We start from the raw sequence: 25,478 nt of genomic DNA on the forward strand, positions 1-25,478 counted from the left end.
CTCCTTATGCCTCTTGGAAGCGAGACAGTTGTTTACGAATATAACTATCGTTTAACGGTCTATCCTCAGGTTTTAGATCCACAAGAGAATGAGTTTTCTGCAAATGCATAGCCTTCTTCCGCTTGGGATGATCGAGCGTTCTTCTCTTGCCGTCCGCCAACAGAAGATATCTGTCGTCGATGACTTCCAAGACTACAAAGAATCCTTCTTTATCTCTGCCCGCCTTGGATTTTACTACCTGACCGACTCTAATATCAGAGGTCCCGATCATTGATTAAGCCTCTTTGTCGAGGCCTGCGCGAATGTCTTCAAACACGACGTCAATGTCTTTGGAACCGTCGATATCAAGCAGTAGTCCTTGCGCTTTATAATAGTCGATTAACGGGGAAGTTTGCCTTTCGTAAACATCGATGCGCTTCTTCACCGTTTCTTCGGTATCATCGTCACGTTGAATCAAAGATGCTCCGTCGTCGTCGCATTTGCCTTCGACGGCAGGCTTTTGATTCTTAATGTGATACGTTCTTCCACAGGTCGGGCAAACGCGTCTACCGACCGCACGGTCGATGAGAAGGTCGCTTGCGACGACGATGTTAATGACGCGATCAAGCTTGGTGCCCATTTGCTCCAATGCCGCATCTAATGCGACTGCTTGATTGACCGTTCTCGGGAAGCCGTCCAGTAAAAATCCGTTTTCGACGTCGGGCTTTTGAAGGCGATCGACGACGAGGTCGTTTACGAGTTCATCGGGGACGAGTTCGCCGCGATCCATGTAGCTCTTGGCTTTTTTGCCCAGCGGTGTGTCGTTTTTAATGTTTTCGCGGAAGATATCCCCCGTAGAAATGTGTACGACGTTAAATGTGTCTACGATAGATGCTGCTTGCGTACCCTTACCGGCTCCCGGCGGGCCTAAAATGACTAGTCTCATATGATCCTCCTTATTTTAGGAATCCCTTATAGTGTCGCATCATTAATTGTTGTTCCAGTACTCTTGCCGTTTCCATAATGACGCCTACGACGATGATTAAGCTCGTACCGCCGAAGCTGAAGTGCAGCTTGGTGATTTTTTCTAAGATCGTCGGAAGGACGGATAGGAATGCTAATGCTATAGCGCCGGGGAATACGAGACGATTAACTACGCTTTGCAAGTAATCGGATGTCTTCTTGCCGGGGCGAATACCGGGGATAAAACCACCGTTTTGTTGTAAGTTTTTGGAATATTCCACGGTGTTGAATTGAATCGCCGTGTAGAAGAAGGTGAAGAAGACAATCAATAGAATCATGAAGATGCTATAGATGAAGACTCCAATATCACCGGCCGGCGTAAACCATTTGGTCATGAATTTGGCCGCTTCAGAATTGGGGCCTTGGAACATGACGATAATGGAAGGAATACTCATAATGGTTTGAGCAAAAATGATAGGCATAACGCCGCTCATTAAAACTTTAATCGGAATATGGGTGCTTTGACCGCCGTACATTTTACGTCCCACTACGCGCTTGGCGTATTGAACGGGAACCCGTCGTTGCCCTTCGTTTAAGGCGACGACTAAAACGACAATGCCAATGGCGAGAACGGCGAACACGGCAACCCATGCCCACGATACTCTGCCAATGCTTGCCAGGCGAATCGATGCCCAAATATCAGCGGGGAATCTGGCTACGATCCCTGCGAAGATGAGTAGAGAGATCCCATTGCCTATTCCTTTTTCCGTAATCATTTCACCGATCCAAATCAGGAAGGTACTTCCTGCAACGACCGAAAGAATAATGACTACGTCTTGGAACGGGTTGCTCGTGTTCACGGCTTTGCGATAGAAACCATAGGTGTAACCGATAGCTTGTACCGCGGCGAGAACAACTGCTAGATACCTTGTATACTTCGCAATTTTCTTACGTCCGGTTTCGCCTTCTTTACTGAGCGCTTCCAAACTGGGGATAGCGATGGTCAATAATTGCAAGACGATGGACGCCGTGATATAGGGATAAATGCTCGTAGCAAAAATGGAGAAGTGTCCAAAGTTACCACCACTCATTAAATCCAGGAATGAAAGTATACCACCTTCTTGTTGGCTAAAGATTTGTGCAATGGCTGCCCGGTCCATAAAGGGTACCGGAATGTGGCTGCCAAAACGGAATACGACCAACATGAAAAGGGTGAAGAGAAGCTTTTTGCGAATTTCCGGGATCTTCCAAGCATCTCTAAAGGTCTGGATCATCTAGATCACCTCAACCTTTCCCCCTGCCGCTTCAATTTTTTCAGCTGCCGATTTCGTGAAGTGTTCCGCTTTTACGTTTACGGAAACGTTGATTTCACCGTTTCCAAGCACGCGCAAGCCGTCAACTGCGTCGGAGCGCTTCACGATACCGCGTTCTACGAGGGTATCTAAGGTAACATCTGATCCATTATCAAATTGGTTAAGAGCTTCAACATTTACAATGGCATATTGCTTTTTGAAAATGTTGGTGAAGCCACGTTTCGGAAGACGACGGAAAAGAGGCATTTGTCCGCCTTCAAAGCCGGGACGAACACCGCCGCCGCTACGAGCTTTTTGGCCTTTGTGACCACGACCGGCTGTTTTACCGGTGCCCGATGCAATACCGCGGCCGAGACGTTTCTTTGCCTTGACTCCTCCACCTTCATTAGGTCTTAAATCATGCAATTTCATTACGTCCACCTCCTTAGTCGACGACTTCGACCATAAAGTCTACAGTGTGGATCATGCCTCGAATTTGAGGAGTGTCCTCTTTTTCAACGACTTGACCGATCTTTCTGAGACCTAAAGCCTTGATCGTACGTCTGTGTTTTTCAATCTTTCCGATAGGGCTTTTCTTGAGTTTAATTTTAATGGTACTCATGTTAATCCCCCTATCCTAAAATTTCTTCTACGCTTTTGCCGCGCAGTTTTGCAACGCTCTCAGCCGTCTTAAGACCCATTAAGCCTTCCATGGTGGCGTTAACGGTGTTTCTCGGGTTGGGAGAGCCGATGCTGTGTGTATAAATGTCTTTAATACCTGCGAGTTCGCATACGGCACGTACGCTGCCGCCGGCGATTACACCGGTACCGGGACGAGCCGGTTTTAAGAACACGCGACCTGCACCGAATACACCGACGGTTTGGTGCGGAATGGTATTTCCTACAAGGTTAATATCTACTAAGTTTTTCTTAGCCGCTTGCGTACCCTTACGAATCGCTTCGGGGACTTCGAGGGCTTTACCGGTGCCGACACCGACTCTACCGTTTCTATCGCCTACGACGACGAGGGCAGAGAAGCGCATATTACGACCGCCCTTAACGGTCTTTGCAACACGGTTGATAGCTACTACTTTTTCTTCGAGTTCCGTGTCTCTATCTCTGGTATTGTTTTTGTTACGGTTCAATCTTTCCCTCCTTAGAACTTCAGTCCCGCTTCGCGAGCCGCTTCAGCAAGTGCTGCTACACGGCCGTGGTATACATAGCCTGCGCGATCGAAAACAACTTCTTCAATGCCGTTTGCCTTGGCTTTTTCGCCGATGGACTTACCGATGGCTTTTGCTGCTTCGATGTTTTTGGTGCTTTCCAAACCTAAGGATTTATCCAAGGTGGAAGCACTGGCTAATGTCTTACCATTCACATCGTCGATAAGTTGTGCGTAAATGTGGTGCGCACTACGGTAAATGGCAAGACGAGGTTTGGATTCGGTTCCGTTAATCTTCTGTCTGACGCGAGCTTGTCTCGCTTTACGATTGCCTTGGCGATCAATTTTCTTAAACAAAACACTCCACTCCTTTCTTACTTACCGGTCTTACCGACTTTTCTGCGAACGTATTCGCCGACGTAACGAATGCCCTTACCTTTGTAGGGTTCAGGGGAACGGAAGCTGCGGATTTTAGCAGCATAGGCGCCGACTTTTTGTTTGTCGATTCCCTTAACCGTAATTTCCGTGTTGCTCGGAACTTCGACTTCGATTCCTTCCGGATCTTCGAGTTCGATGGGGTGCGAGTGACCAAGGTTCATGTTTAATTTTTTACCTTGTTTTTGTGCACGATAACCTGTTCCGATGATTTCAAGTTTCTTTTCGTAACCGTTGAGGACGCCTTCGATATTGTTGGCGATCAAGGTACGATAGAGGCCGTGAAGCGCGCGAACGTCTTTGTTGTCGTTGGGGCGTGTCACGATGACTTGATTATCTTCGATGGCAATGTTGATGATAGGATTGAATTCAGTTTTGAGGCTGCCCTTCGGTCCTTTTACTTCGACGACATTGCCGTTCATTTTTACTTCTACGCCGGAAGGGATATCGATTGGATTTTTTCCGATTCTGGACATCTTAACGCTCCTTCCTTACCAAACGTAGCAGAGTACTTCTCCGCCAACTTCTGCCTTACGTGCTTCACGATCGGTCATAATGCCCTTGGATGTGGACATGATGGCGATGCCGAGACCACCTAATACTTTGGGGATCTCCGTGTTCTTAGCATAGACGCGAAGGCCCGGCTTCGAAATACGTTTAATACCGCTAATTACTTTTTCTTCGTTTTGACCGTATTTTAATTCTACATTAATTTTGCCTTGAGGTCCTTCTTCAAGCACGTCGAAGCTTTTAATATAGCCTTCCTCGAGAAGGATACGGGCGATTTCCGCCTTAATTTTGGAAGCGGGAATCTCAACAGATTTGTGTTTTGCGTCATTGCCGTTTCTGATTCTTGTCAGCATATCTGCAATAGGGTCTGTCATCATAGTCAATTCCTCCTTTCGGTTAGCCTTACCAGCTTGCCTTTCTTACGCCGGGGATTTGACCTGCGTAAGCTAGTTTACGGAAACAAATTCTGCAAATACCGTACTTTTGAAGTACTGCGTGAGGGCGTCCGCAAATGCTACATCTCGTGTAGTTTCTGGAGCTGTATTTGTTTTTACGTTTTTGCTTTGCGACCATGGATTTCTTTGCCACAGTTTAACCCTCCTTCTTTGCAAAAGGCATGCCCATCTTCGCGAGGAAAGACTTAGCCTCTTCATCAGTTTCGGCAGTCGTTACGATGATAATATCCATACCGCGTAACGTGTCGATCTTGTCATATTCGATTTCAGGGAAAATCAGTTGTTCTTTAAGACCGAGTGCATAATTGCCTCTGCCATCAAAAGCGGTGCTCTTAACGCCGCGGAAGTCACGTACACGGGGAAGTGCAACGTTCATGAGCTTGTCTAAGAACTCATACATTCTTCTGCCGCGAAGGGTAACTTTACAACCGATTTTGGAACCTTCACGTAATTTAAAGTTCGCAATGGATTTGCGGGCTTTGGTTACGATGGGTTTTTGACCGGAGATTAAGGTTAAATCGTTAATGGCACTTTCAAGCGCTTTCGGATTGTCCTTAGCTTCTCCAAGTCCTATATTGATCACTACTTTTTCAAGACGAGGAATTTGCATGACATTGTCATATTTAAATTCGTCCATTAAAGCAGGTGCGACTTCGTTCGTGATTTTTTCATATAATCTCGATGTCATCACAGGCCTCCTTATTTATCAGAAATGGTAGCACCGCTGGACTTGATGACACGTACCTTTTTACCGTTTTCAAAAGTATAACCGATGCGGCTTCTCTTGTTGGTCTTGGTGTCATAGTACATGACGTTGGATACGTGGATCGGGGCTTCAGCTTTGGTGATACCCCCCGGGTTTTGCGGTCCTCTGGGTTTTTCGTGTTTGGTCACGATGTTCACGCCTTCTACTACTACACGATCTTGTTTCGGTAGGGTGCGAACAACTTTGCCCTTTTTACCTTTGTCCTTGCCGGAAATGACTTCGACGGTATCTCCTTTTTTGATGCGCATTCTATGCCACCTCCTTAAAGAACTTCCGGAGCGAGGGAGATAATTCTCATGAAGTTATCGCCTCTGAGCTCTCTGGTTACGGGCCCGAAAATACGGGTGCCTTGGGGATTCTTATCATCTTTGATAACAACGGCTGCGTTGTCGTCGAATTTAATGTAGGTTCCGTCGGGACGACGAATGCCTTTTTTCGAACGAACGATAACCGCTTTTACCACGGCGCCTTTTTTAACAACGCCACCGGGTGTTGCTTGTTTGACGGAGCAAACGACGATGTCGCCGATGTTCGCATAACGACGATTGGTGCCGCCGAGAACTTTGATGACGCCAAGTTCTCTTGCGCCGGAGTTATCGGCAACTTTTAATCTGGTTTCTTGTTGAATCATTCCGAGAACCTCCTTATTTCGCTTTTTCTACGATTTTGACGAGGCGGAATCTCTTGTCCTTGGAAAGGGGGCGGGTTTCCATCGCGCGAACGGTATCGCCGATACCCGCTTCATTGTTCTCGTCGTGCACCTTGTATTTCGTGGTGTTTTTAAATCTCTTTTTATAGATAGGGTGAGTCTTGAAGGTCTCTACGGCTACGACAATCGTTTTGTCCATGGCATCGCTTACGACCTTACCGGAGATCACTTTACGTTGATTTCTTTCCATAAGTTACGCCTCCTTTTCCATGTTGAGCTCGCGCTCTCTTTGGATGGTTTTAACGCGTGCGATATCTTTTTTCACGCTTTTAATGGTGGACGGGTTATCTAATTGTCCAGTAGCCAGTTGAAAGCGAAGGTTGAAAAGTTCGTTTTTCAACTCGGACACCTTTTTATTCAGTTCGTCACCGGATAAATTACGGATGTCTTTATTTTTCATTCGAATCGCCCTCACTTTCTTCATGGTTTCTTGTGATGAAACGAGTCTTGATCGGCAACTTCATGGCCGCAAGGCGCATTGCTTCTCTTGCAACTTCTTCATCGACACCACCGAGTTCGAATAATACGCGACCCGGTTTAACGACTGCTACCCAGTATTCCGGAGAACCTTTACCGGAACCCATACGAGTTTCAGCAGGTTTTTCGGTTACGGGCTTGTCGGGGAATACTTTAATCCAAATATTACCGCCACGACGGATGTAACGTGTCATGGCACGACGTGCGGCCTCGATTTGATTGGAAGTGATCCAGGTCGGTTCCAATGCTTGGATGCCGTAATCACCGTAGGTTAACGTGTTGCCTCTGTGGGCGACACCTTTCATTCTCCCTCGATGTTGTCTCCGATATTTTACTCTTTTCGGCATTAACATAGTGCTGTCCTCCTCACTTACCGTCTGTCTTGGCCTTGGCCTTGATCGTTGCGGTTTGCTCCGCGGCGTCTGTTGTCATTGCCGCGACGTTTTCTGTCTCTGCGGTTTCTGCGACCTTGAGGTGCTTCGGGAAGGACTTCGCCCTTGTAGAGCCATACCTTGACGCCGATTTTACCGTAGGTTGTGTCCGCTTCTGCGAAACCGTAGTCGATGTCTGCACGAAGGGTTTGAAGAGGAATCGTACCTTCGCTGTAGCCTTCACGGCGCGCCATGTCAGCACCGCCTAAACGGCCGGAACATTGGGTACGGATACCTTTTACGCCTAAGCGCATAACACGTTGGATGGTTTGTTTCATCGCACGACGGAACGCAATACGGCGTTCGAGTTGAGCGGCGATGTTTTCTGCGATTAAGGTCGCATCTAAATCGGGGTTTTTGATTTCGTCGACGTTGATGACGACGCTTTTGCCCGTTAATTTTTCAAGCTCAGCGCGAAGCTCTTCGACGCCTGCACCGCCACGGCCGATGACCATGCCGGGTTTCGCTGTGGAAACCGATACTTTTACCTTGTTGGCGGCACGTTCGATTTCGATGCGGGAAATACCTGCTTGAAATAAGTTCTTCTTAATATATTTACGAATTTTGTTGTCTTCGGCGAGGAGATCAGCAAAGTCTTTTTTGTCGGCATACCATTTGGAATCCCAATCTTTAATGATCCCTACACGAAGCCCGTGCGGATTTACTTTTTGACCCATTGTTCTCCTCCTTTTATTCCTTTTCCGAAACGACCACGCCGATGTGGCTGGAACGTTTTAAGATCGGATACGCCATACCCTTTGCTTTGGGGCGATAACGTTTCATCGTCGGACCGTCGTTCGCATATGCTTCTTTAACGATAAGATCGGCGCGATCCAAGTTAAGGTTGTTTTCTGCATTTGCGACAGCGGAGTGAAGAACTTTGTATAGTTCACGCGCACCGCGCTTGGGTGTAAACTTCAATAACGCTAACGCTTCATCGACTTGTTTGCCGCGAATTTCCGCGCAAATGAAGTTAACCTTCAAAGGAGAAATGCGCACGTATTTTGCAATTGCTCTTGCTTCCATTCGTTACTCCTCCTTACATTCTCGTGGTTTTTTCGCCACCGCCGTGACCGCGGTAGGTTCTGGTCAAGACAAACTCGCCGAGTTTGTGACCAACCATGTCTTCTGTAATGTATACCGGTACGTGTTTTCTGCCGTCGTGAACTGCGATGGTATGGGATACCATTTCCGGGAAGATCGTCGAACGACGAGACCACGTTTTGATTACTTCTTGTTTATTAGCTGCGTTGAGGGCGTCAACTTTCTTAAGCAAATGTTCGTCTGCGAAAGGGCCCTTTTTAATGGATCTGGACATTACTTCCTCCTCCCTTATTTCGTTCTGCGGCGAACGATGTAACGATCGCTCTTCTTGTTCTTCTTGCGAGTCTTCAAGCCGAGTGTCTTTTTGCCCCAAGGCGTCATCGGCGAGGGACGTCCGATCGGTGTACGACCTTCACCACCACCATGGGGGTGATCGACGGGGTTCATTGCGGAACCGCGTACGTGGGGACGGAAACCTAAGTGACGTTTCTTACCGGCTTTACCGAGGTTGATCAACTCGTGAGCGGAGTTACCGACACTGCCGACGGTTGCGCGGCATTCGATGCTGACGCGTCTGTATTCGCCGGAGGGGAGGCGTAATTGTGCCATTTTACCTTCCTTAGCGGAAAGCTGAGCGCTGGTACCTGCAGAACGTGCAAGTTGGCCGCCCTTACCCGGTGTCATTTCGATGTTGTGAATGGTAGTACCGACGGGGATGGCACGTAAGGGAAGTGCGTTACCGATTTTGATGTCGGCATCTTCGCCGCTTTCCACTTTGTCGCCGACCTTTAATCCCTTCGGCGCTAAGATGTAGCGTTTTTCACCATCCGCATAGTTTAATAATGCGATGTAGGCGGTACGGTTGGGGTCGTATTCGATTTCGGCAACTCTTGCAGGTACACCGTCTTTAAGACGTTTAAAGTCGATGATTCTGTATTTTTTAGCTGCCCCGCCGCCGCGATGACGGCTGGTAATACGACCGTGTGCGTTACGGCCTGCGGATTTATTTAAGCTTACGACTAAGCTTTTTTCCGGTCTGTTTCTTGTAATTTCTTCAAAACTGGCGACGGTCATGCCGCGGCGGCCGTTCGTCGTCGGTTTATATCTTTTGATCTCCATGAATATCCCTCCTTAGGCTTATTGCATGCTGTCGAAGAATTCAATCGGTTCAGAACCGGGAGCCAGCGTCACGATAGCCTTTTTCCAGTCGGGACGTTTGCCGACGTTCATGCCTTGACGTTTAACCTTACCGGTCATGTTCATCGTGTTGACCTTTGCGACTTTTACGGAAAAGATCTCTTCGATGGCTTTTTTGATTTCCGATTTGTTGCTCTTCTTCGCCACTTCAAAGGTGTACTTGTCTTCTTCCATGTCCGCCATCGTCTTTTCAGTGATGACCGGGCGAATAATGATATCAAAGTTTTTCATTAGTTATACACCTCCACAAGTTTATCCAATGCATCCTTCGTGAGGATCAGGGAGTCGTATTTCAAAATGTCATACACATTGAGGGTGCCGACGCTTAAAACTTTTACATTTTCAAGGTTTCTGGCACTTAATACTAAGTTCTTATCGCTTTCGTCTGCCGTTACAAATAACGCTTTTTTCTTTGCACCCATTGCCTTTAAGTGGTTTGCAAATACGCTTGTTTTAGGAGCATCTAAAGCGAATTTGTCGACGACGATTAATTCTTCTTCTTGAACCTTAGCGGTTAAGACGGATTTCATCGCTAAGCGACGAACTTTTTTCGGTGTAGTGTAGCGATAGCTTCTCGGCTTAGCCGCAAAGACGATACCGCCGCCACGCCATTGAGGAGAACGGATGGAACCTTGTCTTGCACGACCGGTACCTTTTTGTCTCCAGGGTTTTCTGCCGCCACCGCGAACCTCTGCGCGAGTTTTAGCGGACTGTGTGCCTTGTCGTCTGTTGGCTAAAATGTTTTTAACCACTAAGTAGACGACGTGTTCGTTGATTTCTACATTGAAAATATCGTCTGCAAGCTCGATCGTATCGACCGACTTACCTTCGATATCTACCATTTGGAACTTCGTCATATCTCTTGTCCTCCTCTCGCTTATTTACTGTTCTTAACAGTGGCACGGACGCGAACGAGTCCGTTCTTCGGTCCGGGAACGGCGCCCTTAACTAAAAGGAAATTATTTTCTGCATCGACGCGGACGATTTCGAGGTTTTGAACGGTAACGCGTTCATTACCCATGCGACCCATCATGCGGTGACCTTTCCATACGCGGCCGGGGAAGGATGCAGCACCCATACCACCGGGCATTCTGTGGAATTTGGAACCGTGGGTTTCGCGACCGCGGCCGAAGTTGTGGCGTTTAATAAGACCTGCCGTACCTTTACCTTTGCTGGTGCCGGTAACGTCGACCTTGTCGCCTACTTCGAAGATGTCGACTTTAAGTTCGTCGCCGACATTGTATTCTTCGCCCTCAGCTAAGGGGAATTCACGAAGAACTTTCTTAAATGCCACGCCGGCTTTATCGTAGTGGCCCTTTAACGGTTTGTTAACGCGTTTTTCTTTTACGGCACCGGTTGCAACTTGAATCGCATTGTAGCCGTCGATTTCAACGGTTTTACGTTGAACGACAACTTGCGGTTCCACTGCGATAACCGTAACGGGAACTTGCGCCCCTTCTTCGGTAAAGATTTGGGTCATGCCGACCTTTTTACCTAATGCATATTTCATAAAATACCTCCATTACAGCGGATTGCCTGGCAATCATATAGTCCGACAGCTTACAGTTTTATCTCGATATCTACGCCTGCGGGCAGATTGAGTTTCATTAAAGAATCCACCGTCTTTTGGTTCGGGTTCATGATGTCGATAAGACGCTTGTGCGTTCTTTGTTCGAATTGTTCCCGGCTATCCTTATGTTTGTGTACGGAACGAAGAATGGTGATGATTTCTTTTTCCGTGGGAAGGGGTACCGGACCCGATACGTCAGCGCCGCTGGCTTTTGTCGCTTCGACAATTCTTTGTGCGGAGCTGTCTAAGAGCTCGTGGTCATAAGCTTTCAAACGAATTCTGATTTTTTGTTTTACATTTGCAGACATTAAGTCCCTCCTATTGCATTTTCCTCAAATTAAGGGAAAGAACGCCGATCAACCGATCCGGGTGTTTTCTCCACCCCATAAAAAATATGGGCGTTCCGTCGCCCAATTCCAGATTGGACATTACTAAACAATAATTCCCTTTTCCGCAAGCCTCCGATGCGAACACATCTTTGCGCCTGTTTCAAAGCCACCTATTGTGTCAACGCATGTCTTACGCATACTCAAGTATTATAACTTAAAAAATACCTAAAATCAAGAGAACTTCGCCGTTTCTCAAAGAAAAAACGTGAAAGTTTAAAACTTTTCACTTTTCGACGATCTCTCGTAGGCAACTTTTATACCTTAACAGATCCTTCGTCAGCTTACAAGCCTTTTATCGATTTATTTTTCATTTCTTCGTGCTTTTATGATTGCCCATTGAATCTTGATCCAAAAACAAATGCTCTCTTTCAAGATTTGAAAGAGAGCATCCTCGATAATATGAAGTTTTAATTTAAAACTCGATCTCCAGTTCTTTTCCCATCATGGTTTTTAGGGATACAGTTGCATTGTCGATAGTGTAGATTTCAAATACATCGTCGTCTTCTGTATAGCCCACTTTTTTCAGCATGGGAAGTGCTTCTAATGCTGCCCGTTTAGATTCCTTCGACGTAATAAACTTGGCTTCTCCCTTCAAACGGAGGGTATTCATCTTCTCGTCTATGGCACAAATTTCCATTTTCGGGTGGTCGGAAAGTTGTTTGTACATTTCCTTGCGCGTGTCCGTGTAGAATGCGAGTTTGCCCTCGTAATCCATGACAAATCCAATAGGTCGTACACGACCGCACTCTCCGTCGGTAGTGGCGGCGTAAAATACTTTGGCCTTTTGTAAGAATTCCAATACTTTCATCATTCGTCTCCCTTATTAATTTATCCCTATGCCTTACTCTCGAACTTTGATTTACATGTACCCTATGTAGAAAGAAAATACGCACAAGCTATTAAATACCTGTGCGTATGAGCTTTATTTATTAAAAGTGTAATCTTCGCCGTCGTAATCGACCGTGACGTGGTCGCCGTCCATAATTGTTCCCGCAATAAGGGCGCGGGAAAGTTTGGTTTCGATATGGTTTTGGATATAGCGTTTGACAGGTCTTGCACCGTATTGCACGGTGTAAGCTTCTTCGAGAATTTGATCTTTCGCTTTGTCCGTTAAGGCGATGGTAATGTTGCGTTCTTCCAAGCGCATGGAAATTTCAGCCACGGATACGTCGATGATGCGTTTGATTTCATCTTTTTGTAAGGGGGTGAAGAGTACAATTTCGTCCACACGATTTAAGAATTCCGGGCGGAAGTGCGCCTTTAATTGATCGGAAACATCTTTCCGTGCTTCATCGGTTATGGTGCCGTCGCTTCCCATACCTTCGATAAGGTCTTGGGATCCGATGTTGGAGGTCATAATGATGACGGTATTTTTAAAATCTACCGTACGGCCTTGATTATCGGTTAAGCGACCGTCGTCCAATACTTGCAATAAAATATTGAATACGTCGGGGTGAGCTTTTTCGATTTCGTCGAAGAGGATGACGGAGTAGGGTTTTCTCCTGACGGCTTCTGTTAATTGGCCGCCTTCATCGTACCCTACATATCCCGGAGGAGAACCTACGAGACGGGAGACGCTGTGTTTTTCCATGTATTCGCTCATGTCGATACGAATCATGTTCCGTTCGTCATCGAAGAGGGCTTCGGTTAAAGCTTTTGCCGTTTCCGTCTTGCCGACGCCGGTGGGTCCTAAGAAGATAAAGCTGCCGATGGGGCGATTTTCCGCTTTCAACCCTGCCCTTGCCCGGAGCACGGCATCGGATACGGCTTGGGTGGCTTCGTCTTGTCCAATAACGCGTTTTTTCAGGATGTCGTCTAAATGGAGAAGTTTTTCTCTTTCCGTTTCGGCGAGTTTCGTAACGGGAATGCCCGTCCATTTGCTGACGACGGCGGCGATTTCTTCTTCGGTAACTTCTTCTTTTATAAGCTTGCCTTCGCCTTTTTCCTTTTCTTGTTCCCGTTTAAGCTTTTCTTCCAATTCGGGGAGTTTACCGTATTTCAGAGCGGAAAGTTTTTCCAGATCGTATTTTCTTTCGGCCTCTTCGATTTCGTGACGTACGCGATCGATGGCTTCTTTTAAATTCTTTTCCCCTTCCAGCTCTTTCTTTTCCGATTCCCAACGGGCGATAAGGGCATCGTAGCGCGCCTTTTCTTCCGCCAGTTCTCCTTCTAAGGTTTCGAGGCGTTTTTTCGACGCGTCGTCGGTTTCTTTTTTAAGTGCTTCCCTTTCGATTTCAAGTTGAAGGATGCGCCGTCTGATTTCGTCGATTTCCGTAGGCATGGATTCAATTTCCGTCCGCACCATGGCGCAGGCTTCATCCATTAAGTCGATGGCCTTGTCGGGCAGGAAACGATCGGTAATGTAGCGATCGCTTAAAACCGCCGCTTGAATGACGGCGCCGTCGGAAATGCGGATGCCGTGGTAGATTTCGTATTTTTCCTTTAACCCTCTTAAAATGGAAATGGTGTCTTCTACCGTAGGTTCATCTACTTGAACTTTTTGGAAACGACGTTCCAGTGCCGGATCTTTTTCGATGTATTTACGGTATTCATCCAAGGTGGTGGCACCGATGGTGCGCAGTTCCCCTCTCGCCAGCATGGGCTTTAAGAGGTTGCCCGCATCCATAGCACCTTCGCTCTTTCCGGCGCCGACGATGTTGTGAATTTCGTCGATAAACATAATGATTTCGCCGTCGGAACTTTTGACTTCGTTCAAAACAGCTTTTAGACGTTCTTCAAATTCGCCGCGGTATTTAGCGCCGGCGATGAGGGCGCCCATGTCCAGGGAGAAGACGGTTTTGTTTTTAAGTCCGTCGGGCACATCGCCTGCAATAATACGTTGGGCCAAACCTTCTACGATAGCGGTTTTCCCGACGCCCGGTTCGCCGATTAACACCGGGTTGTTTTTTGTGCGGCGACTTAAAATACGAATGACGTGACGCACTTCCCCGTCACGGCCGATGACCGGGTCCATTTTCCCTGCGGCAGCATCGGCGGTTAAGTCTCTGCCGTATTTCGTAAGGGCTTCGTAGGTGTCTTCCGGATTGTCGCTGGTGACTTTTTGATTGCCGCGAATTTCTTTTAAAGCGCCCATAAAGCTTTTTTCGTCGATATGGAATTCTTTTAAAATGCGCTTGTTGTTGACGCCGTCGCCTTTAATCATGGCGAGATAAAGGTGTTCCACGCTGACGTAGCTGTCGCCGAGGCGTTTCGCTTCTTTAAGCGCGTCGGTTAAGACGCCGTTCATGGCCGAGGACATTCTCGGATCCGCTCCCGTTTGGCGGGAGAGACGATTGATTTCCCGATCCACTGCGTTTTCCACATCGCGGGGATCCACGCCCATATAGTTTAATACTTTGGGAATAAGCCCTTCATTATCCGATAAGAGGGCTTTGTTTAAGTGGAGCACGTCCACTTCCGGATTCCCATATTCTTGTGCCAATCGTTGAGCCGTTTCTAAAGCGGCCATGCTTTTTTGAGTAAATTGATCGATTTTCATAGGCACTCCTTTCTTCTAAACCTGATTTATTTTTTTATTAGTGTTTGTATTTTTCACCCATGGCCTTGTATTGCGCTTCTTCTTCCGCGCTTAAAGACGTGGGATTGATAATGTTAAATTGAATGTAGGCATCGCCTTCGTGTTTCTTTAAATCTTTAAAACCTTTTTTAGCTAAGCGCAGCTTGGAGCCGCCCTTCGTCTTTTCCGGTACCTTGACCCTAAGTTTACCTGCGGGAAGATCGACCTCGACGCGATCGCCGAAATAAGCTTCCCAGGGATATATATCTTTTTGAACGGTAAGGTCCAGCCCGTCCATGGTCGTTCCCTTCGGAAGATTAATGTGGATCTTAAAGAGAATATCTCCGTCCACGCCGAATTTATCGCCTCGAACTTTTACTTTCTTGCCTTCCGTAATACCGGCAGGTACTTTTACGAGGACATCTACCGCTTGGCCGTTGATCGTCAGGCTTACCTTTCGATCGACGCCCTTAAAGGCATCTCGGAGGGAAACGGTGAGATCGGTATTGTATTGCGTTCGGGGGTTGCGTCGCCCTCCGCCCGACGTTGCGCCGCCGCTGAAACCGCCGAAAATATCGGACATATTAAAGCTTCGGCTTCTCCTCTTACTGCTTCCGCCGGCAGATGTTGCGCCGCCGCCGAAAAACATATCGAAGAAATCGCTAAAGTCGCCGCCTCCTGTGGTATAGGAATAGCCGTATTGCGACGGATCGAAGTTCATGCCGCCTGTAAAGTTTCCGCTGCTTCCGAATGTGTCGTAGGTCTTGCGTTTTTCCGGATCGGAAAGAACTTCGTAGGCTTCGTTTATTTCTTTAAATTTTTCTTGAGCCTTCTTATCGTCCGGGTGTAGGTCCGGGTGATATTGCTTTGCTAATTTTCGATAGGCTTTTTTAATCGTTTTGCCGTCGGCACTTTTATCGACGCCCAAAACTTTATAATAATCTTTGTATTCCATACATCACCTCAACCTGTTGACTTTCTTTGACCTTATTTTTATTATACCAGCTCACCGACGAATTGCAAGCTTTTTTTGACTATCTTTGACTACTATTTTTAATTTTCTTTTTTACAGGAAACGTAAAAAAAGCCCGCTGATGCAGGCTCGTTTTTAGAATCGTTCCACGTGACGGACAAATGCGTCGACAAACTTTTGAAGGAACGCCTTTGTATCCTCTACCATTTCCCCATCCTCGTCGAATAAATTTGCCACGCCGGCGAGATACACTTCCGGCTGTTGAAGAGGAATTAAATCGGTAAAGATGAAGTTTTGGCGCAGAGCCATGTTTCCTTCCATTCCGCCGGATGTTCCGATAGAGGCGCTGGCCACAGCTGCCGGTTTTCCGCCCCACTTACTTTGGCCGTAGGGTCGGCTGGCGACGTCGATGGCATTTTTAATCGCCGGAGGAACCGAGCGGTTGTATTCCGGAGTGAAAAAGATGAAACCATCCGACGCTTCCACCTGTTTTCTAAAGGGGGCGTAGCTTGCAGGCTCCATGCCCGGCGCTTCGAAATCTTCGTTGTATAAGGGAAGATCGCCGATTTCAATGAAATCTACGTCGTAGCCTTCGGGGAACATCCCTTTCACCACTTGTGCCACTTTTCGATTCCACGATTCCTTGCGCAGCGATCCTACGATTAAACCGATTTTTTTCATATGTCATCCTTTCAGCTTTTTTACATTATTTCTATACAGTATATATAGCCGAAAACATGAAAACTAAACATTAGCGGTCTACGTAGCGTTTTAAATCCCGTTCGATGTCGCGCTTTTTAATAGTTTCTCGCTTGTCGTGAAGTTTTTTACCTTTCGCCTCGGCGATGGAGAGCTTCACCCGACCCCGACTTAAATAGACGCTTAAGGGCACGATGGTGTAGCCTTCCTGATCCCGGGCTTTTTGCAGTTTTAAAATCTCCCGCTTGTGCATTAAAAGCTTGCGTTTGCGCAGAGGATCGGTGTTGAAGCGATTCCCCTGCTCATAGGGCGAAATGTGCATGCCCTCGATAAAAAGCTCGCCGCCCTCGATAGAGCAGTAAGCTTCTTTTAAGTTCACGCTTCCCTGACGCATACTCTTTACTTCCGTTCCCTTTAAGACGATCCCCGCCTCGTAGGTTTCCTCGATAAAATACTCGTGGCGCGCCTTGCGATTGGTCGCCAAGGTTCCCGGATTTGTCTTTTTATTTTTTGCGATGATCCTCACCCTCCATTTGAAAATCGATGCGCCCCAAAATCGGATCGGCGCCGACGACGACGATGCGCACAGGATCGCCCATGTGAATGGTGTTTTGTGTCTTTTCGCCGATGGCCACGTAATTTTCCTCGTCGAAACGATAAAATTCATCCATCGAAGCGTAGCCTACAAGGCCTTCCACTGTATTGTCCAGTTCGCAGAAAATGCCGAAGGAGGTAATCCCCGATACTTTGGCGTCGTAATGCTCGCCGATGTGATCGTACATATACTGAGCCATTTTCACATCCACTACTTTCCGTTCCGCTTCCTGTGCGGCTTTTTCCGTGGCGGAAATGTGATCGGCAATGTCGCCGAAAGTGGATTTGTACTCGTCGATTAAACGCTGATTCAGCTCGTGATGTAGATCTTCTTTAATGACACGGTGAATGGTAAGGTCGGCGTAGCGACGAATGGGCGAGGTAAAGTGGGAGTAGTATTCCGCCGCCAGGCCAAAGTGCATATAGCGCTCGTCGCTGTAGCGTGCCTTTTGCATACTCCTCAGCACCATAGTCTGTATTAAACTTTCCTCGTCTTTACCCTCTACTTGTTCCGTGAGCTTCTGAATGTCTTTCGGCGTAATATCCTTTGTAAGATCGATGCGATAGCCGAAGGGACGAATGACGGAATTTAAAAGCTCTAATTTTTCCGCCGTAGGCTCTTCGTGGACGCGATAAAGGAAGGGAAGCTTTTTCTTGGAATAAGTTTCGCTTACCAATTCGTTGGCGAGGAGCATAAACTCTTCGATTAACTGATTGGCTTCCCGCTGATCGGACACGGTAATGTTAATCGGGTGGCCTTTATCGTCCAGTTCGATAGAGGGCTCTTTAAAGGAAAAGTCGATATTGCCTCGGCGATCCCGCATCTTCTTTCGATTTTTGGCGATGGTGTTTAAAATTGTAAGCTCTTCCGTCAAATCCTTTAAGGAATCGTCGGTGCGAAGCCCTTCTAAAAAGTCGCTTACATTGGAATAAATCAATCGTCGATCGCTGTTAATCACCGTTTCGGTAATGGTGTGGTTGTAGACTTTTCCCTTGTCGTCCAGCTCCACGATGACACTTAAACAAAGGCGATCCACCCCTTCGTTTAAGGAGCAGATGCCGTTTGAAAGTTCCTCGGGAAGCATGGGGAGTACTTTATTAATTAAATAGACACTATTGCCTCTGTGATAGGCCTCTTTGTCCAGGGCGCTTCCCGCCTTCACATACTCCGCCACATCGGCGATATGAATGCCGATGCGATAGTGGCCGTTGGGGAGTTTTTCCACGCTGAGGGCGTCGTCGAAATCTTTGCTGTCGGCGCCGTCAATGGTAAAGGTCGGGGCGGAGCGGAAATCTTCCCGCTTTTCAATAGCTTCCTTGGGCACTTCCTGCGGCACGCGGTGCGCCTCGTCGAGAACCTCTTTCGGAAACTCCAGATCCAGCCCCATGGCGTAGGCGATGCTTAAAATATCTACGCCCTTTTCGTCGGGATAGCCTAAAATTTCGACAATCTTTCCCTCCGCCTTTTTGTCGTCGGAAGGGAATCGTTCGATGTCCACGACCACTTTCTGCCCGGATTTCGCGCCGTTTTTCCAGCGACTGGGGATAAAGATATCGTCGGAGATCTTTTTTTCGTCGGGCATGACGAAGCCGAATTTTCCCGCATCGTCGTAGACGCCGACGACCCGCTCATTGCTTCTGTCCAAAACCGTCACCACGCGGCCTTCATCGCCTTTCGACGGATCTTTAGATTCAATGCCTTTTACGAGCACGCGATCGTTGTGCATGGCGGAATTGATCTTGGTGCGGTGAATGTAAAGATCGTCCTGATCCTCATCATCGGCGACGAAAAAGCCGAAGCCCTTTTCATTCCCCTGTAAACGACCCACCATAAGCCCCTCTTGCTCGCTGGAATGGTAGCGACTTTCCTCGTCGCGGTAGAGGCTTCCCTCTTTTACCATATCCCTTAAAAGCGCCTTCATTTCCTTCTGTAAATTGCCGTTCACCTGAAGCGCTTTAAAAAGCGTTCGCTCGGAAAGGGGACCCTTTTTTTCAATTGTCTCTAACACACGTTCGCGTATGGTCATGCGACCTCCTTCATCTTTCTATAGTTTGCTGCCGTACCCCGTCTTGGAAAATAAATTGGATTCGTAGCTGTACATATTTTCTCCCCGTTCGCCGGCGCGAATTTCCCCGTATGCGATGACGCGATCGAGAAGTTCGCCGAAGGGAATGCCGAGAGGTTCCCAAAGGTAAAAGCCCATGGAACCCGGCAAGGTATTGATTTCATTAACAAAGGTACCCTTTTCGTTGACGAGAAAATCGATGCGAGCCGTGCCGCAGGCGTCGATGGCGGTGAAAGCTTTTTTCGCCAGCTCTTCGATTTCTTTCTTTAAGCCCTCTTCCACATTGGCAGGGCAGTTACGGGCGTTGCCTTCTTTGGAGCCGCCGGTTTTTTTGTTGCCGCTCACGTATTTATCTTCGAAGCTTAAAAGATCTTTCCAGCCGAGAGGTTCTTCCAGAGCGGATGTCATCACATCCCCTGCATAGCCTAAGACCGCACAGTTAATTTCCCGCGGATTTTCCGCCGCCTCTTCCACTAAAATCTTGCGGTCGTATTGGCATGCAAGATCCATGGCCTCGTCCAGCTCCGAGGGATCTTTTACTTTGCTGATGCCGATAGACGATCCTAAGTTGGCAGGTTTCACGAAGACGGGATAGCCGATTTTTTCGATGGCCGCCTTGACTTTGTCCTTATCTTCTCTCCATTCTCTGCGATAAAAAGATTCCCCGTTCATTACGGGAATACCGTGGGAGCGGAAGACGTCTTTCATCGTCTTTTTATCCATGCCGACGGCGGCAGACAAGGTAGAGCAGCCGATATAGGGAATGTTCAGCGTATCGAAATAACCTTGAATGGATCCGTCCTCACCGAATGTGCCGTGAAGGGCGGTAAAGACCATGTCCACATCGGCATATACCACTTCTTTTTCGCCGCCTTTGGAAAAGAGGCCGCCCTTTTCTTCCGTCGTGTAATAAAGCTTGCGGTCGTGCATATCGGTTTTAAAATAGACGTCAAACGTGCCGGAAAAATCGCCGGATTTAAAGGTCTTGAAGTTTTTCAAACTTTCCCCGCCTAAAAAACGGCCCTCTTTTGTTACATACACCGGTACAGCCACATATTTTGTTTTATCTAAGTTTTCAATGACTTGCATACCGGTAATGACGCTTACTTCGTGTTCCACACTCCGTCCGCCGAAAAATACAGCTATTGTTTTCATATTCATCCTCCCAGATTATTAGTCGTTGTTTATTTTAACATATTCTTTTCTATTATCTCACGATTCCGTCAAAAAGAAAGGAGCGAACCCGCTGTTCGCTCCCACATTTAACCTTCGTCGTAACTGTCCGGCAGATCGTTTTCGAAAAGCACGACGTCGCCGGGAACGGCAATCTTTCCTAAAGAAGCCGTTGCCTCGTCTAGATTTTTAGCGACGATCATCTTGTCGCCGTCAAAGCCTGCTTCCTTCAAGCCCTTTTGAATGGGCGCCGTGCGCTTCGGCCCGACGAGAATGGCATAGTCCGCAACCTCGGCGATTTCTTTGCCGAGTTTGTAATTTTCCTCTTCTTCCATATCGCCCAGTTCCACCATTCCCGGAGTGACGATAATTTTTTTGCCCTTTTCAAAAGCTTTAAGCACATCCAACGCCGCCCGCGCACCGACGGGATTGGAGTTAAAAGCGTCGTCGATAACGATGATGCCCGTGCCGCCGTCGACGATATTCAACCGGTGTTCCACAGGCTCCACTTTTTGAATGCCTCTTGCAATCACCTCAGGCGCCATGCCCAATACATAGGCTACGGATGCGGCGGCGAGGAGATTGGAAATATTGTGCTTTCCGAGAAGCTTCGTCTCGGCGTGCACTTCCCCGCCCTCTTTAAAACCGAGGGTAAAGGAACTTCCCCGTTCGTGCACGGCAATATCTTTGGCGTAAACGTCGAGCTTGTCGATGTTTTCCATGCCGTAGCGAATGGTGCGTTGCGTCGTTTTATCCGCCAAGGGCTTTACGTAATCATTGTCGTAGTTGAATATGGCCACGTCGTTTTCCGCCAAGGCTTCGATTAATTCATACTTTGTCTTTTGAATGTTTTCGATGGTTTTAAACAGATGCATATGAGTGGGGCCGATGGCGGTAATAATACCGATGGACGGCTGTACGAGTTCCGCCACTTCCGCAATTTCCCCGGGCACTTTCGCGCCTAATTCCGCGAGGAAGATTTCGTCCTGCTCGTCCAATTCATTATTGATGACTTTGGAAAGCCCCATGGGCGTGTTGTAAGACGACGGCGTGTTTTGGACGCGGAAGCCCTCTTCCAACACCGTGGAGGTAATAAATTTCGTCGACGTCTTGCCGAAACTTCCCGTAATGCCCACGACTTGCAGACCCTGTTTCTTTAAATCCCGCACTTTATTTTGCGCCTGCACGAAAAAGCCGTGATTAATCTCCATCTCTCTCGGATAATTAATGCGATTGGCATAAATCAACACCGCGTATTGATAAAAATGAACGACGGAACATAAAACGGCAAATACGACCATGGAAAGATAGGGCGATTTGCCGTACAAGGCGACGGATATAATCAAAATAAGGGCGAGCAAAAGGCCGTTTAATTGGCGATGCACCTTGTATAAACGCTTGGCGCGGTCGGTCATGACCAGGGGCGTTTTTTCCGAGGTAGGCCCGTAGTGCAAGCTTACAATTTTGTCGCGATTGGCGCGAATCCACGCCTTGTATTCCCCTTCGTCATATCCTTCCAATTGAAGCATGTGGAGGGGATACAAGGCTCGCCGATTAAAAAGTTTATAAAGGGCTACGCTGAGCAAAAAATAAATGACGATAAAAACCCAAAAGGAAACGAATTGATCCATAATCTCTCCTTATAAAAACGAACGCAACACGGCGCTGAATTGGCCGAATGCATCTAAGTAGCTGTAGTGTCCGCCTTCCAAGACGACGAGGCCCGCACCGGGGATCTTTTTCTCAAAAACTTCCGCCATGTAAAGGGGCGTGGCGTCGTCTTTGTCTCCCCAAATCAAAAGCGTCTCCGCCTTAATCTTCTTAAAGACATCTTCCGTATTTTCGTTGACCACCTTGACGAAGACCTTGCGCATAATGCCGTCGGCTGCTCGGTAATCGTCGCTTCCGTGGCTTCGGTAAAAGCTCTTCATCGCTTCTTCCCTGTCTTTCCAGAAAAAAGCGGCGCGGTAAAGGAATTTCATAAGCTTAAAAGAATACACCTTTACATAATAAGAAAATTTTCGCTTGGGCTTGACGCCGCTGGCATCGATAAGCACGAGCCTTTTCACCTTTTCGGGATAGCGAGAAGCGAACAGCGTAAGGGTTTTGCCGCCGAAAGAATGGCCGACGCAGTGAGCTGATTCTACGCCGAAATAATCGTAGAGTGCATGCAAAAGCTGCATATACTCTTCCCCGCCGATGACCTCATCGGGCGCGTCGCTGTCGCCGTGGCCGTAAGCGTCGTAGGCGATGACGCGGTATTTATCTTTCAGCACATTGACGATGGGCATAATCGATTCGATCATGGCGCCCCAACCGTGTAAGACAAAGACAATGTCCTCGCCGACCTTCGTGTCCACGAGGGCAATCTGTTTTCCATTTAGTTGAATGTATTCTTTCTCCATTCCATCCCCCTTAAAGTCACATTATACCATAGCCAAAGGAGATTGAACGCCTTTCACTATTGAGATTTTCGATATGATTAAAAATTTTATTCTTTTCCAAATAAATATTGTGTACGGCAGTGAAAATTGTAGACAGGTTTTTTTCCTAATGTTATGATTAAAAAAAGGATATCGTATAAAGGAGGACACTATGGAATTCTTATCACTAAAGGATCATGTGTATAATTTCATCGCCGAACAAATTCGCCTCGGCAAACTAAATTCCAATGAAAAAGTAAATGAACAAGATATTTGCCAACAACTAAACATTTCCCGTACCCCCGTGCGCGAAGCACTTATCCAATTAGCCGCCGACGGCTTCTTAGATTCGGCACCGCGAAGAGGTTTTCGCGTAAAGCCCCTCACAAAAGAAGAAGGCAAAGACATCTATCGTATTCTCGCACCCCTCGATGCCCTCGCCGCCGAGCTCGCCATCGAAAATTTAACTGCAGAAGATTTAAACTCCATGGACGATTTAACGGAACTTATGAACTTCCATATTAATCGCTTCCAATTCGACGAGTACTTCGATCTTCAAGAGAGATTCCACGAAACCTACATCGAAAAATCCAATAACGAAACGCTTATCGATACCATCGATCGCCTACAACGCCGCTTTATTCGTCAAGGTTTGGATGTAGGAGAAAACAAAGAACTTCAACAGCTCTTAATGGAAACTAATAAGCAACACTCGCATATTACCGATCTTTTCCGAGCACACAAAATCGACGAGTTGAAAGAGTACCTTATCAACACTCACTGGGAATACCACTTCTCGGAAATCGGCCATACGGCGACAGAAATCTAGTAATACAGAGGTTCGCCTCTGTATTTTTTTGGAGGAAGACATGACCATTTACATGAACGCCATTGAATACGGCACGCCGAAGCACGACGAGGCTATTCGTCTGCGTCAGCACATTCTCTACGCTCCCTACAATGAGCTTTTCGATGACGAACGCATAACCCTGGATCAAGACAAAACCATTTACGGACTTTACGACGACGACAAACTCGTCGGCGCATTGGTAACGTCGAAAAAGGAAAAGAACATTCACATTCACGAAATCCTCGTCGATTACAACAAGCGCCGCCAAGGCTTGGGCCTTCAAATGCTCCGTTTCCTGGAAGCCCGCATGGAAAAAGGCGATGTCCTTTCGGCGTCGGGGCCTCTTTCCGCTCGCGGCTTTTTTGAACGCAGCGGTTTTCAGCCGAAGACGAAACACAACGGCGTGAACGACCGCATGCGCATCGATTACGAGAAAAAAATCGGAAACAAAACCCGCAATCCCATTCCCCTTTTCGCCAAAAAACAGGAACAACCTTTAGTATACTTTACGACGAAAACCTTGGGATTCGAAGTGATCCCCGTCCTGCGCAATTACTTCCCGAAAGAACAACTTATCGTCGTCGATCTCTTGCGCGACGATCACTACTGGCTGGAACTGGCGCAGCGCGTGAAGACGGAAACGGCGAAATATTCCATCGTCGCCCCCGAACTTTACGGCAACCGCAGTTTCCAACCTCTGGAAGACTTCGATCTGCCGAAATTTGCGGCGGAAGAAGTCAAGCGTGTGAGCAAAACCAAAGCGGCTCTCGTCATCGGAACGGAAAATCAATTTAAAGCCAACGATTTTCGCGCAGCCTTCGACGCCGTGGACGGATCCCTTACCGCCGTGGAAATGACCCTGGATAGAGAAAGCTTTCGAAGCGGCCACACATTGGACGCCGACTTTTACACGACCCTCGCCGCCCATTTGGATGAACTGAAAGATAAAAACTTCGACACCGTTCTCGTCGTCGATTCCAAACTTTCCACCCAATCGGACGCTATGGAGAAATTCCTGGAAGAAAACTTAAAACGGGAACTTCACCGCATCGACGTCTTCGACCTCGTGGTAACGGGCTTGCGCAAAGAGCTCGTCGAAAACAATCTGCTTCGCCACGACGCAACAGAAGGCAGCCTTACCATCTTCTCGGAAACCCCCAACCGCGCACGGGAAGCGCTGATTCTCCACCATCCGGCGGAACGCAGCGCCGATATCCAAACCATTCGATGATCCTTTTACTCCTCGTCGATTTAGACAACGCCATTGCAAAAGACGGCGAGCAAATCCTCTTTATCCCGGAAGATTTAAAGCGATTTAAAGAACGCACCCAAGGCCATGTCCTCGTCATGGGGCGAAAAACATTTGAAGCGATAGGCGCCCTGCCTCACCGGGAAACATTCGTTATGACGAGGCAAAAGAAAAAGCCCGCGCCCCACGTTCACTACTTCCAAAACGAAGACGAACTGAAACGGCTGACGGCACAATTTCCCGATAAAAAAGTGTACCTCGTCGGCGGCGCCGGCGTCGTAAAAAGCCTTTGGCATTGCATTACAGAAGCATACCTTACCCGCGTGGCCATCTACACGGGAGGCGACACGAGAATTCCATCTTTAGAGAAAGAATTCGAACTGAAAGAAAACAAACCCTTTACAGAACAAGCACGAGAAGAACATTGGGTAAGAAAAGAAAGCTCTTTTTAGATGTAGCGTCTAAAAAGAGCTTTTTGATTTAGAAAAATAAAAACGACTTTAGTGTAAAAACTTTTTTTGATTCGGTTTCATACAACCCGAAAACCATGTCGCG

General features: G+C 47.5%; 36 protein-coding genes. 3 read left to right on the plus strand and 33 right to left on the minus strand.

All coding sequences use genetic code 11. The features are described 5' to 3' along the window. Positions 1-4: 4 nt before the first annotated feature. From HMPREF1863_RS06565 to HMPREF1863_RS06725, 33 genes are all read right to left on the minus strand, one after another. Positions 5-271: a KOW domain-containing RNA-binding protein gene (locus HMPREF1863_RS06565; protein ID WP_068368876.1), complete on the minus strand. Its 267-nt coding sequence runs from the start codon at positions 269-271 to the stop codon at positions 5-7. A gap of 3 nt (positions 272-274) precedes the next feature. After that, positions 275-925: an adenylate kinase gene (locus tag HMPREF1863_RS06570; RefSeq protein ID WP_068368880.1), complete on the minus strand. Its 651-nt coding sequence runs from the start codon at positions 923-925 to the stop codon at positions 275-277. A 10-nt stretch (positions 926-935) separates the two neighbouring features. Continuing rightward, complete coding sequence (gene secY, locus HMPREF1863_RS06575; RefSeq protein WP_068368883.1) at positions 936-2,216, minus strand: preprotein translocase subunit SecY; 1,281 nt, start codon at positions 2,214-2,216, stop codon at positions 936-938. Next, positions 2,217-2,666, minus strand: coding sequence for a 50S ribosomal protein L15 (rplO, locus tag HMPREF1863_RS06580; RefSeq protein ID WP_068368886.1), 450 nt, complete (start codon positions 2,664-2,666; stop codon positions 2,217-2,219). A gap of 13 nt (positions 2,667-2,679) precedes the next feature. Continuing rightward, complete coding sequence (gene rpmD / locus HMPREF1863_RS06585; RefSeq protein WP_068368889.1) at positions 2,680-2,856, minus strand: 50S ribosomal protein L30; 177 nt, start codon at positions 2,854-2,856, stop codon at positions 2,680-2,682. Between the two features lie 10 nt (positions 2,857-2,866). Continuing rightward, a complete protein-coding gene (gene rpsE, locus HMPREF1863_RS06590; protein ID WP_068368892.1) occupies positions 2,867-3,379 on the minus strand; it encodes a 30S ribosomal protein S5 in 513 nt (170 codons plus the stop codon). Between the two features lie 11 nt (positions 3,380-3,390). Beyond that, positions 3,391-3,753, minus strand: coding sequence for a 50S ribosomal protein L18 (gene rplR / locus HMPREF1863_RS06595; RefSeq protein WP_068368894.1), 363 nt, complete (start codon positions 3,751-3,753; stop codon positions 3,391-3,393). Positions 3,754-3,770: 17 nt separating this feature from the next. Continuing rightward, the gene (gene rplF / locus HMPREF1863_RS06600) at positions 3,771-4,307 is read right to left on the minus strand and encodes a 50S ribosomal protein L6 (protein ID WP_068368897.1); all 537 of its coding nucleotides are present in this window, start codon (positions 4,305-4,307) and stop codon (positions 3,771-3,773) included. A 15-nt stretch (positions 4,308-4,322) separates the two neighbouring features. Beyond that, positions 4,323-4,718: a 30S ribosomal protein S8 gene (gene rpsH, locus HMPREF1863_RS06605; RefSeq protein ID WP_068368900.1), complete on the minus strand. Its 396-nt coding sequence runs from the start codon at positions 4,716-4,718 to the stop codon at positions 4,323-4,325. A gap of 25 nt (positions 4,719-4,743) precedes the next feature. Continuing rightward, positions 4,744-4,929: a type Z 30S ribosomal protein S14 gene (locus HMPREF1863_RS06610; protein ID WP_068368903.1), complete on the minus strand. Its 186-nt coding sequence runs from the start codon at positions 4,927-4,929 to the stop codon at positions 4,744-4,746. Between the two features lie 3 nt (positions 4,930-4,932). Continuing rightward, positions 4,933-5,484 (minus strand): 50S ribosomal protein L5, encoded by a 552-nt coding sequence (gene rplE / locus HMPREF1863_RS06615; RefSeq protein ID WP_068368905.1) that lies wholly within the window; start codon positions 5,482-5,484, stop codon positions 4,933-4,935. 11 nt (positions 5,485-5,495) lie between these two features. Further along, the gene (rplX, locus tag HMPREF1863_RS06620; RefSeq protein ID WP_068368909.1) at positions 5,496-5,810 is read right to left on the minus strand and encodes a 50S ribosomal protein L24; all 315 of its coding nucleotides are present in this window, start codon (positions 5,808-5,810) and stop codon (positions 5,496-5,498) included. A 14-nt stretch (positions 5,811-5,824) separates the two neighbouring features. Continuing rightward, complete coding sequence (gene rplN, locus HMPREF1863_RS06625) at positions 5,825-6,193, minus strand: 50S ribosomal protein L14 (RefSeq protein ID WP_068368912.1); 369 nt, start codon at positions 6,191-6,193, stop codon at positions 5,825-5,827. Positions 6,194-6,206: 13 nt separating this feature from the next. Continuing rightward, entirely contained in the window at positions 6,207-6,461 is a 255-nt protein-coding gene (gene rpsQ / locus HMPREF1863_RS06630) for a 30S ribosomal protein S17 (protein WP_068368913.1), read from the minus strand. 3 nt (positions 6,462-6,464) lie between these two features. Beyond that, positions 6,465-6,671 (minus strand): 50S ribosomal protein L29, encoded by a 207-nt coding sequence (gene rpmC / locus HMPREF1863_RS06635; RefSeq protein ID WP_068368916.1) that lies wholly within the window; start codon positions 6,669-6,671, stop codon positions 6,465-6,467. Continuing rightward, a complete protein-coding gene (gene rplP / locus HMPREF1863_RS06640; protein ID WP_068368919.1) occupies positions 6,661-7,101 on the minus strand; it encodes a 50S ribosomal protein L16 in 441 nt (146 codons plus the stop codon). The genes rpmC and rplP overlap by 11 nt, the downstream gene beginning before the upstream one ends. A gap of 17 nt (positions 7,102-7,118) precedes the next feature. Further along, entirely contained in the window at positions 7,119-7,856 is a 738-nt protein-coding gene (gene rpsC / locus HMPREF1863_RS06645) for a 30S ribosomal protein S3 (RefSeq protein ID WP_068368922.1), read from the minus strand. 13 nt (positions 7,857-7,869) lie between these two features. Next, a complete protein-coding gene (gene rplV / locus HMPREF1863_RS06650) occupies positions 7,870-8,205 on the minus strand; it encodes a 50S ribosomal protein L22 (protein WP_068368924.1) in 336 nt (111 codons plus the stop codon). 13 nt (positions 8,206-8,218) lie between these two features. Beyond that, complete coding sequence (gene rpsS, locus HMPREF1863_RS06655; protein ID WP_068368928.1) at positions 8,219-8,497, minus strand: 30S ribosomal protein S19; 279 nt, start codon at positions 8,495-8,497, stop codon at positions 8,219-8,221. A gap of 14 nt (positions 8,498-8,511) precedes the next feature. Continuing rightward, the gene (gene rplB / locus HMPREF1863_RS06660) at positions 8,512-9,342 is read right to left on the minus strand and encodes a 50S ribosomal protein L2 (protein WP_068368931.1); all 831 of its coding nucleotides are present in this window, start codon (positions 9,340-9,342) and stop codon (positions 8,512-8,514) included. A gap of 18 nt (positions 9,343-9,360) precedes the next feature. Next, positions 9,361-9,651 (minus strand): 50S ribosomal protein L23, encoded by a 291-nt coding sequence (gene rplW, locus HMPREF1863_RS06665; RefSeq protein ID WP_068368933.1) that lies wholly within the window; start codon positions 9,649-9,651, stop codon positions 9,361-9,363. Continuing rightward, positions 9,651-10,277: a 50S ribosomal protein L4 gene (gene rplD / locus HMPREF1863_RS06670; RefSeq protein ID WP_068368936.1), complete on the minus strand. Its 627-nt coding sequence runs from the start codon at positions 10,275-10,277 to the stop codon at positions 9,651-9,653. The genes rplW and rplD overlap by 1 nt, the downstream gene beginning before the upstream one ends. A 20-nt stretch (positions 10,278-10,297) precedes the next feature. Continuing rightward, complete coding sequence (gene rplC / locus HMPREF1863_RS06675) at positions 10,298-10,930, minus strand: 50S ribosomal protein L3 (RefSeq protein ID WP_068368939.1); 633 nt, start codon at positions 10,928-10,930, stop codon at positions 10,298-10,300. Between the two features lie 50 nt (positions 10,931-10,980). Continuing rightward, positions 10,981-11,298 (minus strand): 30S ribosomal protein S10, encoded by a 318-nt coding sequence (gene rpsJ / locus HMPREF1863_RS06680; protein ID WP_068368942.1) that lies wholly within the window; start codon positions 11,296-11,298, stop codon positions 10,981-10,983. 493 nt (positions 11,299-11,791) lie between these two features. Continuing rightward, positions 11,792-12,190 (minus strand): pyridoxamine 5'-phosphate oxidase family protein, encoded by a 399-nt coding sequence (locus HMPREF1863_RS06685; RefSeq protein ID WP_068368945.1) that lies wholly within the window; start codon positions 12,188-12,190, stop codon positions 11,792-11,794. 111 nt (positions 12,191-12,301) lie between these two features. Continuing rightward, positions 12,302-14,878 carry an ATP-dependent chaperone ClpB gene (gene clpB / locus HMPREF1863_RS06690; protein ID WP_068368948.1) on the minus strand — a complete coding sequence of 859 codons (2,577 nt, stop codon included), beginning with the start codon at positions 14,876-14,878 and terminating at the stop codon, positions 12,302-12,304. Positions 14,879-14,915: 37 nt separating this feature from the next. Next, positions 14,916-15,851 (minus strand): DnaJ domain-containing protein, encoded by a 936-nt coding sequence (locus HMPREF1863_RS06695; RefSeq protein ID WP_068368950.1) that lies wholly within the window; start codon positions 15,849-15,851, stop codon positions 14,916-14,918. A 153-nt stretch (positions 15,852-16,004) separates the two neighbouring features. Beyond that, entirely contained in the window at positions 16,005-16,550 is a 546-nt protein-coding gene (locus tag HMPREF1863_RS06700; RefSeq protein WP_068368952.1) for an NADPH-dependent FMN reductase, read from the minus strand. A gap of 70 nt (positions 16,551-16,620) precedes the next feature. Further along, complete coding sequence (gene smpB, locus HMPREF1863_RS06705; protein WP_068369029.1) at positions 16,621-17,085, minus strand: SsrA-binding protein SmpB; 465 nt, start codon at positions 17,083-17,085, stop codon at positions 16,621-16,623. Next, positions 17,072-19,189, minus strand: a complete 2,118-nt coding sequence (gene rnr / locus HMPREF1863_RS06710) for a ribonuclease R (RefSeq protein WP_068368954.1) — start codon at positions 19,187-19,189, stop codon at positions 17,072-17,074. Before rnr ends, smpB begins: the two co-directional genes overlap by 14 nt. A gap of 18 nt (positions 19,190-19,207) precedes the next feature. Next, positions 19,208-20,383, minus strand: coding sequence for a D-alanine--D-alanine ligase family protein (locus tag HMPREF1863_RS06715; protein WP_068368957.1), 1,176 nt, complete (start codon positions 20,381-20,383; stop codon positions 19,208-19,210). A gap of 107 nt (positions 20,384-20,490) precedes the next feature. Continuing rightward, complete coding sequence (locus tag HMPREF1863_RS06720; RefSeq protein WP_068368960.1) at positions 20,491-22,032, minus strand: UDP-N-acetylmuramoyl-tripeptide--D-alanyl-D-alanine ligase; 1,542 nt, start codon at positions 22,030-22,032, stop codon at positions 20,491-20,493. 9 nt (positions 22,033-22,041) lie between these two features. After that, on the minus strand, positions 22,042-22,806 hold the full coding sequence (locus HMPREF1863_RS06725; protein WP_068368963.1) for an alpha/beta fold hydrolase: 765 nt from the start codon (positions 22,804-22,806) through the stop codon (positions 22,042-22,044). Between the two features lie 190 nt (positions 22,807-22,996). Here HMPREF1863_RS06725 and HMPREF1863_RS06730 point away from each other — a divergent pair, with 190 nt between their 5' ends. Genes HMPREF1863_RS06730 through HMPREF1863_RS06740 form a run of 3 tightly spaced genes read left to right on the plus strand, consistent with a single transcriptional unit; the run spans position 22,997 to position 25,375 of the window. Continuing rightward, positions 22,997-23,653 (plus strand): GntR family transcriptional regulator, encoded by a 657-nt coding sequence (locus tag HMPREF1863_RS06730; RefSeq protein WP_068368966.1) that lies wholly within the window; start codon positions 22,997-22,999, stop codon positions 23,651-23,653. Positions 23,654-23,693: 40 nt separating this feature from the next. Further along, a complete protein-coding gene (locus HMPREF1863_RS06735) occupies positions 23,694-24,905 on the plus strand; it encodes a GNAT family N-acetyltransferase (RefSeq protein WP_068368969.1) in 1,212 nt (403 codons plus the stop codon). Continuing rightward, on the plus strand, positions 24,902-25,375 hold the full coding sequence (locus HMPREF1863_RS06740; RefSeq protein WP_068368972.1) for a dihydrofolate reductase: 474 nt from the start codon (positions 24,902-24,904) through the stop codon (positions 25,373-25,375). The genes HMPREF1863_RS06735 and HMPREF1863_RS06740 overlap by 4 nt, the downstream gene beginning before the upstream one ends. Positions 25,376-25,478: the final 103 nt, after the last annotated feature.

Source organism: Aedoeadaptatus coxii (assembly GCF_001553115.1).
Classification (GTDB): Bacteria; Bacillota; Clostridia; order Tissierellales; family Peptoniphilaceae; genus Aedoeadaptatus; species Aedoeadaptatus coxii.

Coding starts and splice junctions, on each gene's coding strand:
- HMPREF1863_RS06565 (WP_068368876.1), bottom strand. CDS start 271: ATGATCGGGACCTCTGATATTAGAGTCGGTCAGGTAGTAAAATCCAAG.
- HMPREF1863_RS06570 (WP_068368880.1), bottom strand. CDS start 925: ATGAGACTAGTCATTTTAGGCCCGCCGGGAGCCGGTAAGGGTACGCAA.
- secY (WP_068368883.1), bottom strand. CDS start 2,216: ATGATCCAGACCTTTAGAGATGCTTGGAAGATCCCGGAAATTCGCAAA.
- rplO (WP_068368886.1), bottom strand. CDS start 2,666: ATGAAATTGCATGATTTAAGACCTAATGAAGGTGGAGGAGTCAAGGCA.
- rpmD (WP_068368889.1), bottom strand. CDS start 2,856: ATGAGTACCATTAAAATTAAACTCAAGAAAAGCCCTATCGGAAAGATT.
- rplF (WP_068368897.1), bottom strand. CDS start 4,307: ATGTCCAGAATCGGAAAAAATCCAATCGATATCCCTTCCGGCGTAGAA.
- rpsH (WP_068368900.1), bottom strand. CDS start 4,718: ATGATGACAGACCCTATTGCAGATATGCTGACAAGAATCAGAAACGGC.
- rplE (WP_068368905.1), bottom strand. CDS start 5,484: ATGACATCGAGATTATATGAAAAAATCACGAACGAAGTCGCACCTGCT.
- rplX (WP_068368909.1), bottom strand. CDS start 5,810: ATGCGCATCAAAAAAGGAGATACCGTCGAAGTCATTTCCGGCAAGGAC.
- rplN (WP_068368912.1), bottom strand. CDS start 6,193: ATGATTCAACAAGAAACCAGATTAAAAGTTGCCGATAACTCCGGCGCA.
- rpsQ (WP_068368913.1), bottom strand. CDS start 6,461: ATGGAAAGAAATCAACGTAAAGTGATCTCCGGTAAGGTCGTAAGCGAT.
- rpmC (WP_068368916.1), bottom strand. CDS start 6,671: ATGAAAAATAAAGACATCCGTAATTTATCCGGTGACGAACTGAATAAA.
- rplP (WP_068368919.1), bottom strand. CDS start 7,101: ATGTTAATGCCGAAAAGAGTAAAATATCGGAGACAACATCGAGGGAGA.
- rpsC (WP_068368922.1), bottom strand. CDS start 7,856: ATGGGTCAAAAAGTAAATCCGCACGGGCTTCGTGTAGGGATCATTAAA.
- rplV (WP_068368924.1), bottom strand. CDS start 8,205: ATGGAAGCAAGAGCAATTGCAAAATACGTGCGCATTTCTCCTTTGAAG.
- rpsS (WP_068368928.1), bottom strand. CDS start 8,497: ATGTCCAGATCCATTAAAAAGGGCCCTTTCGCAGACGAACATTTGCTT.
- rplB (WP_068368931.1), bottom strand. CDS start 9,342: ATGGAGATCAAAAGATATAAACCGACGACGAACGGCCGCCGCGGCATG.
- rplW (WP_068368933.1), bottom strand. CDS start 9,651: ATGAAAAACTTTGATATCATTATTCGCCCGGTCATCACTGAAAAGACG.
- rplD (WP_068368936.1), bottom strand. CDS start 10,277: ATGACGAAGTTCCAAATGGTAGATATCGAAGGTAAGTCGGTCGATACG.
- rplC (WP_068368939.1), bottom strand. CDS start 10,930: ATGAAATATGCATTAGGTAAAAAGGTCGGCATGACCCAAATCTTTACC.
- rpsJ (WP_068368942.1), bottom strand. CDS start 11,298: ATGTCTGCAAATGTAAAACAAAAAATCAGAATTCGTTTGAAAGCTTAT.
- HMPREF1863_RS06685 (WP_068368945.1), bottom strand. CDS start 12,190: ATGATGAAAGTATTGGAATTCTTACAAAAGGCCAAAGTATTTTACGCC.
- clpB (WP_068368948.1), bottom strand. CDS start 14,878: ATGAAAATCGATCAATTTACTCAAAAAAGCATGGCCGCTTTAGAAACG.
- HMPREF1863_RS06695 (WP_068368950.1), bottom strand. CDS start 15,851: ATGGAATACAAAGATTATTATAAAGTTTTGGGCGTCGATAAAAGTGCC.
- HMPREF1863_RS06700 (WP_068368952.1), bottom strand. CDS start 16,550: ATGAAAAAAATCGGTTTAATCGTAGGATCGCTGCGCAAGGAATCGTGG.
- rnr (WP_068368954.1), bottom strand. CDS start 19,189: ATGACCATACGCGAACGTGTGTTAGAGACAATTGAAAAAAAGGGTCCC.
- HMPREF1863_RS06715 (WP_068368957.1), bottom strand. CDS start 20,383: ATGAAAACAATAGCTGTATTTTTCGGCGGACGGAGTGTGGAACACGAA.
- HMPREF1863_RS06720 (WP_068368960.1), bottom strand. CDS start 22,032: ATGGATCAATTCGTTTCCTTTTGGGTTTTTATCGTCATTTATTTTTTG.
- HMPREF1863_RS06725 (WP_068368963.1), bottom strand. CDS start 22,806: ATGGAGAAAGAATACATTCAACTAAATGGAAAACAGATTGCCCTCGTG.
- HMPREF1863_RS06730 (WP_068368966.1), top strand. CDS start 22,997: ATGGAATTCTTATCACTAAAGGATCATGTGTATAATTTCATCGCCGAA.
- HMPREF1863_RS06735 (WP_068368969.1), top strand. CDS start 23,694: ATGACCATTTACATGAACGCCATTGAATACGGCACGCCGAAGCACGAC.
- HMPREF1863_RS06740 (WP_068368972.1), top strand. CDS start 24,902: ATGATCCTTTTACTCCTCGTCGATTTAGACAACGCCATTGCAAAAGAC.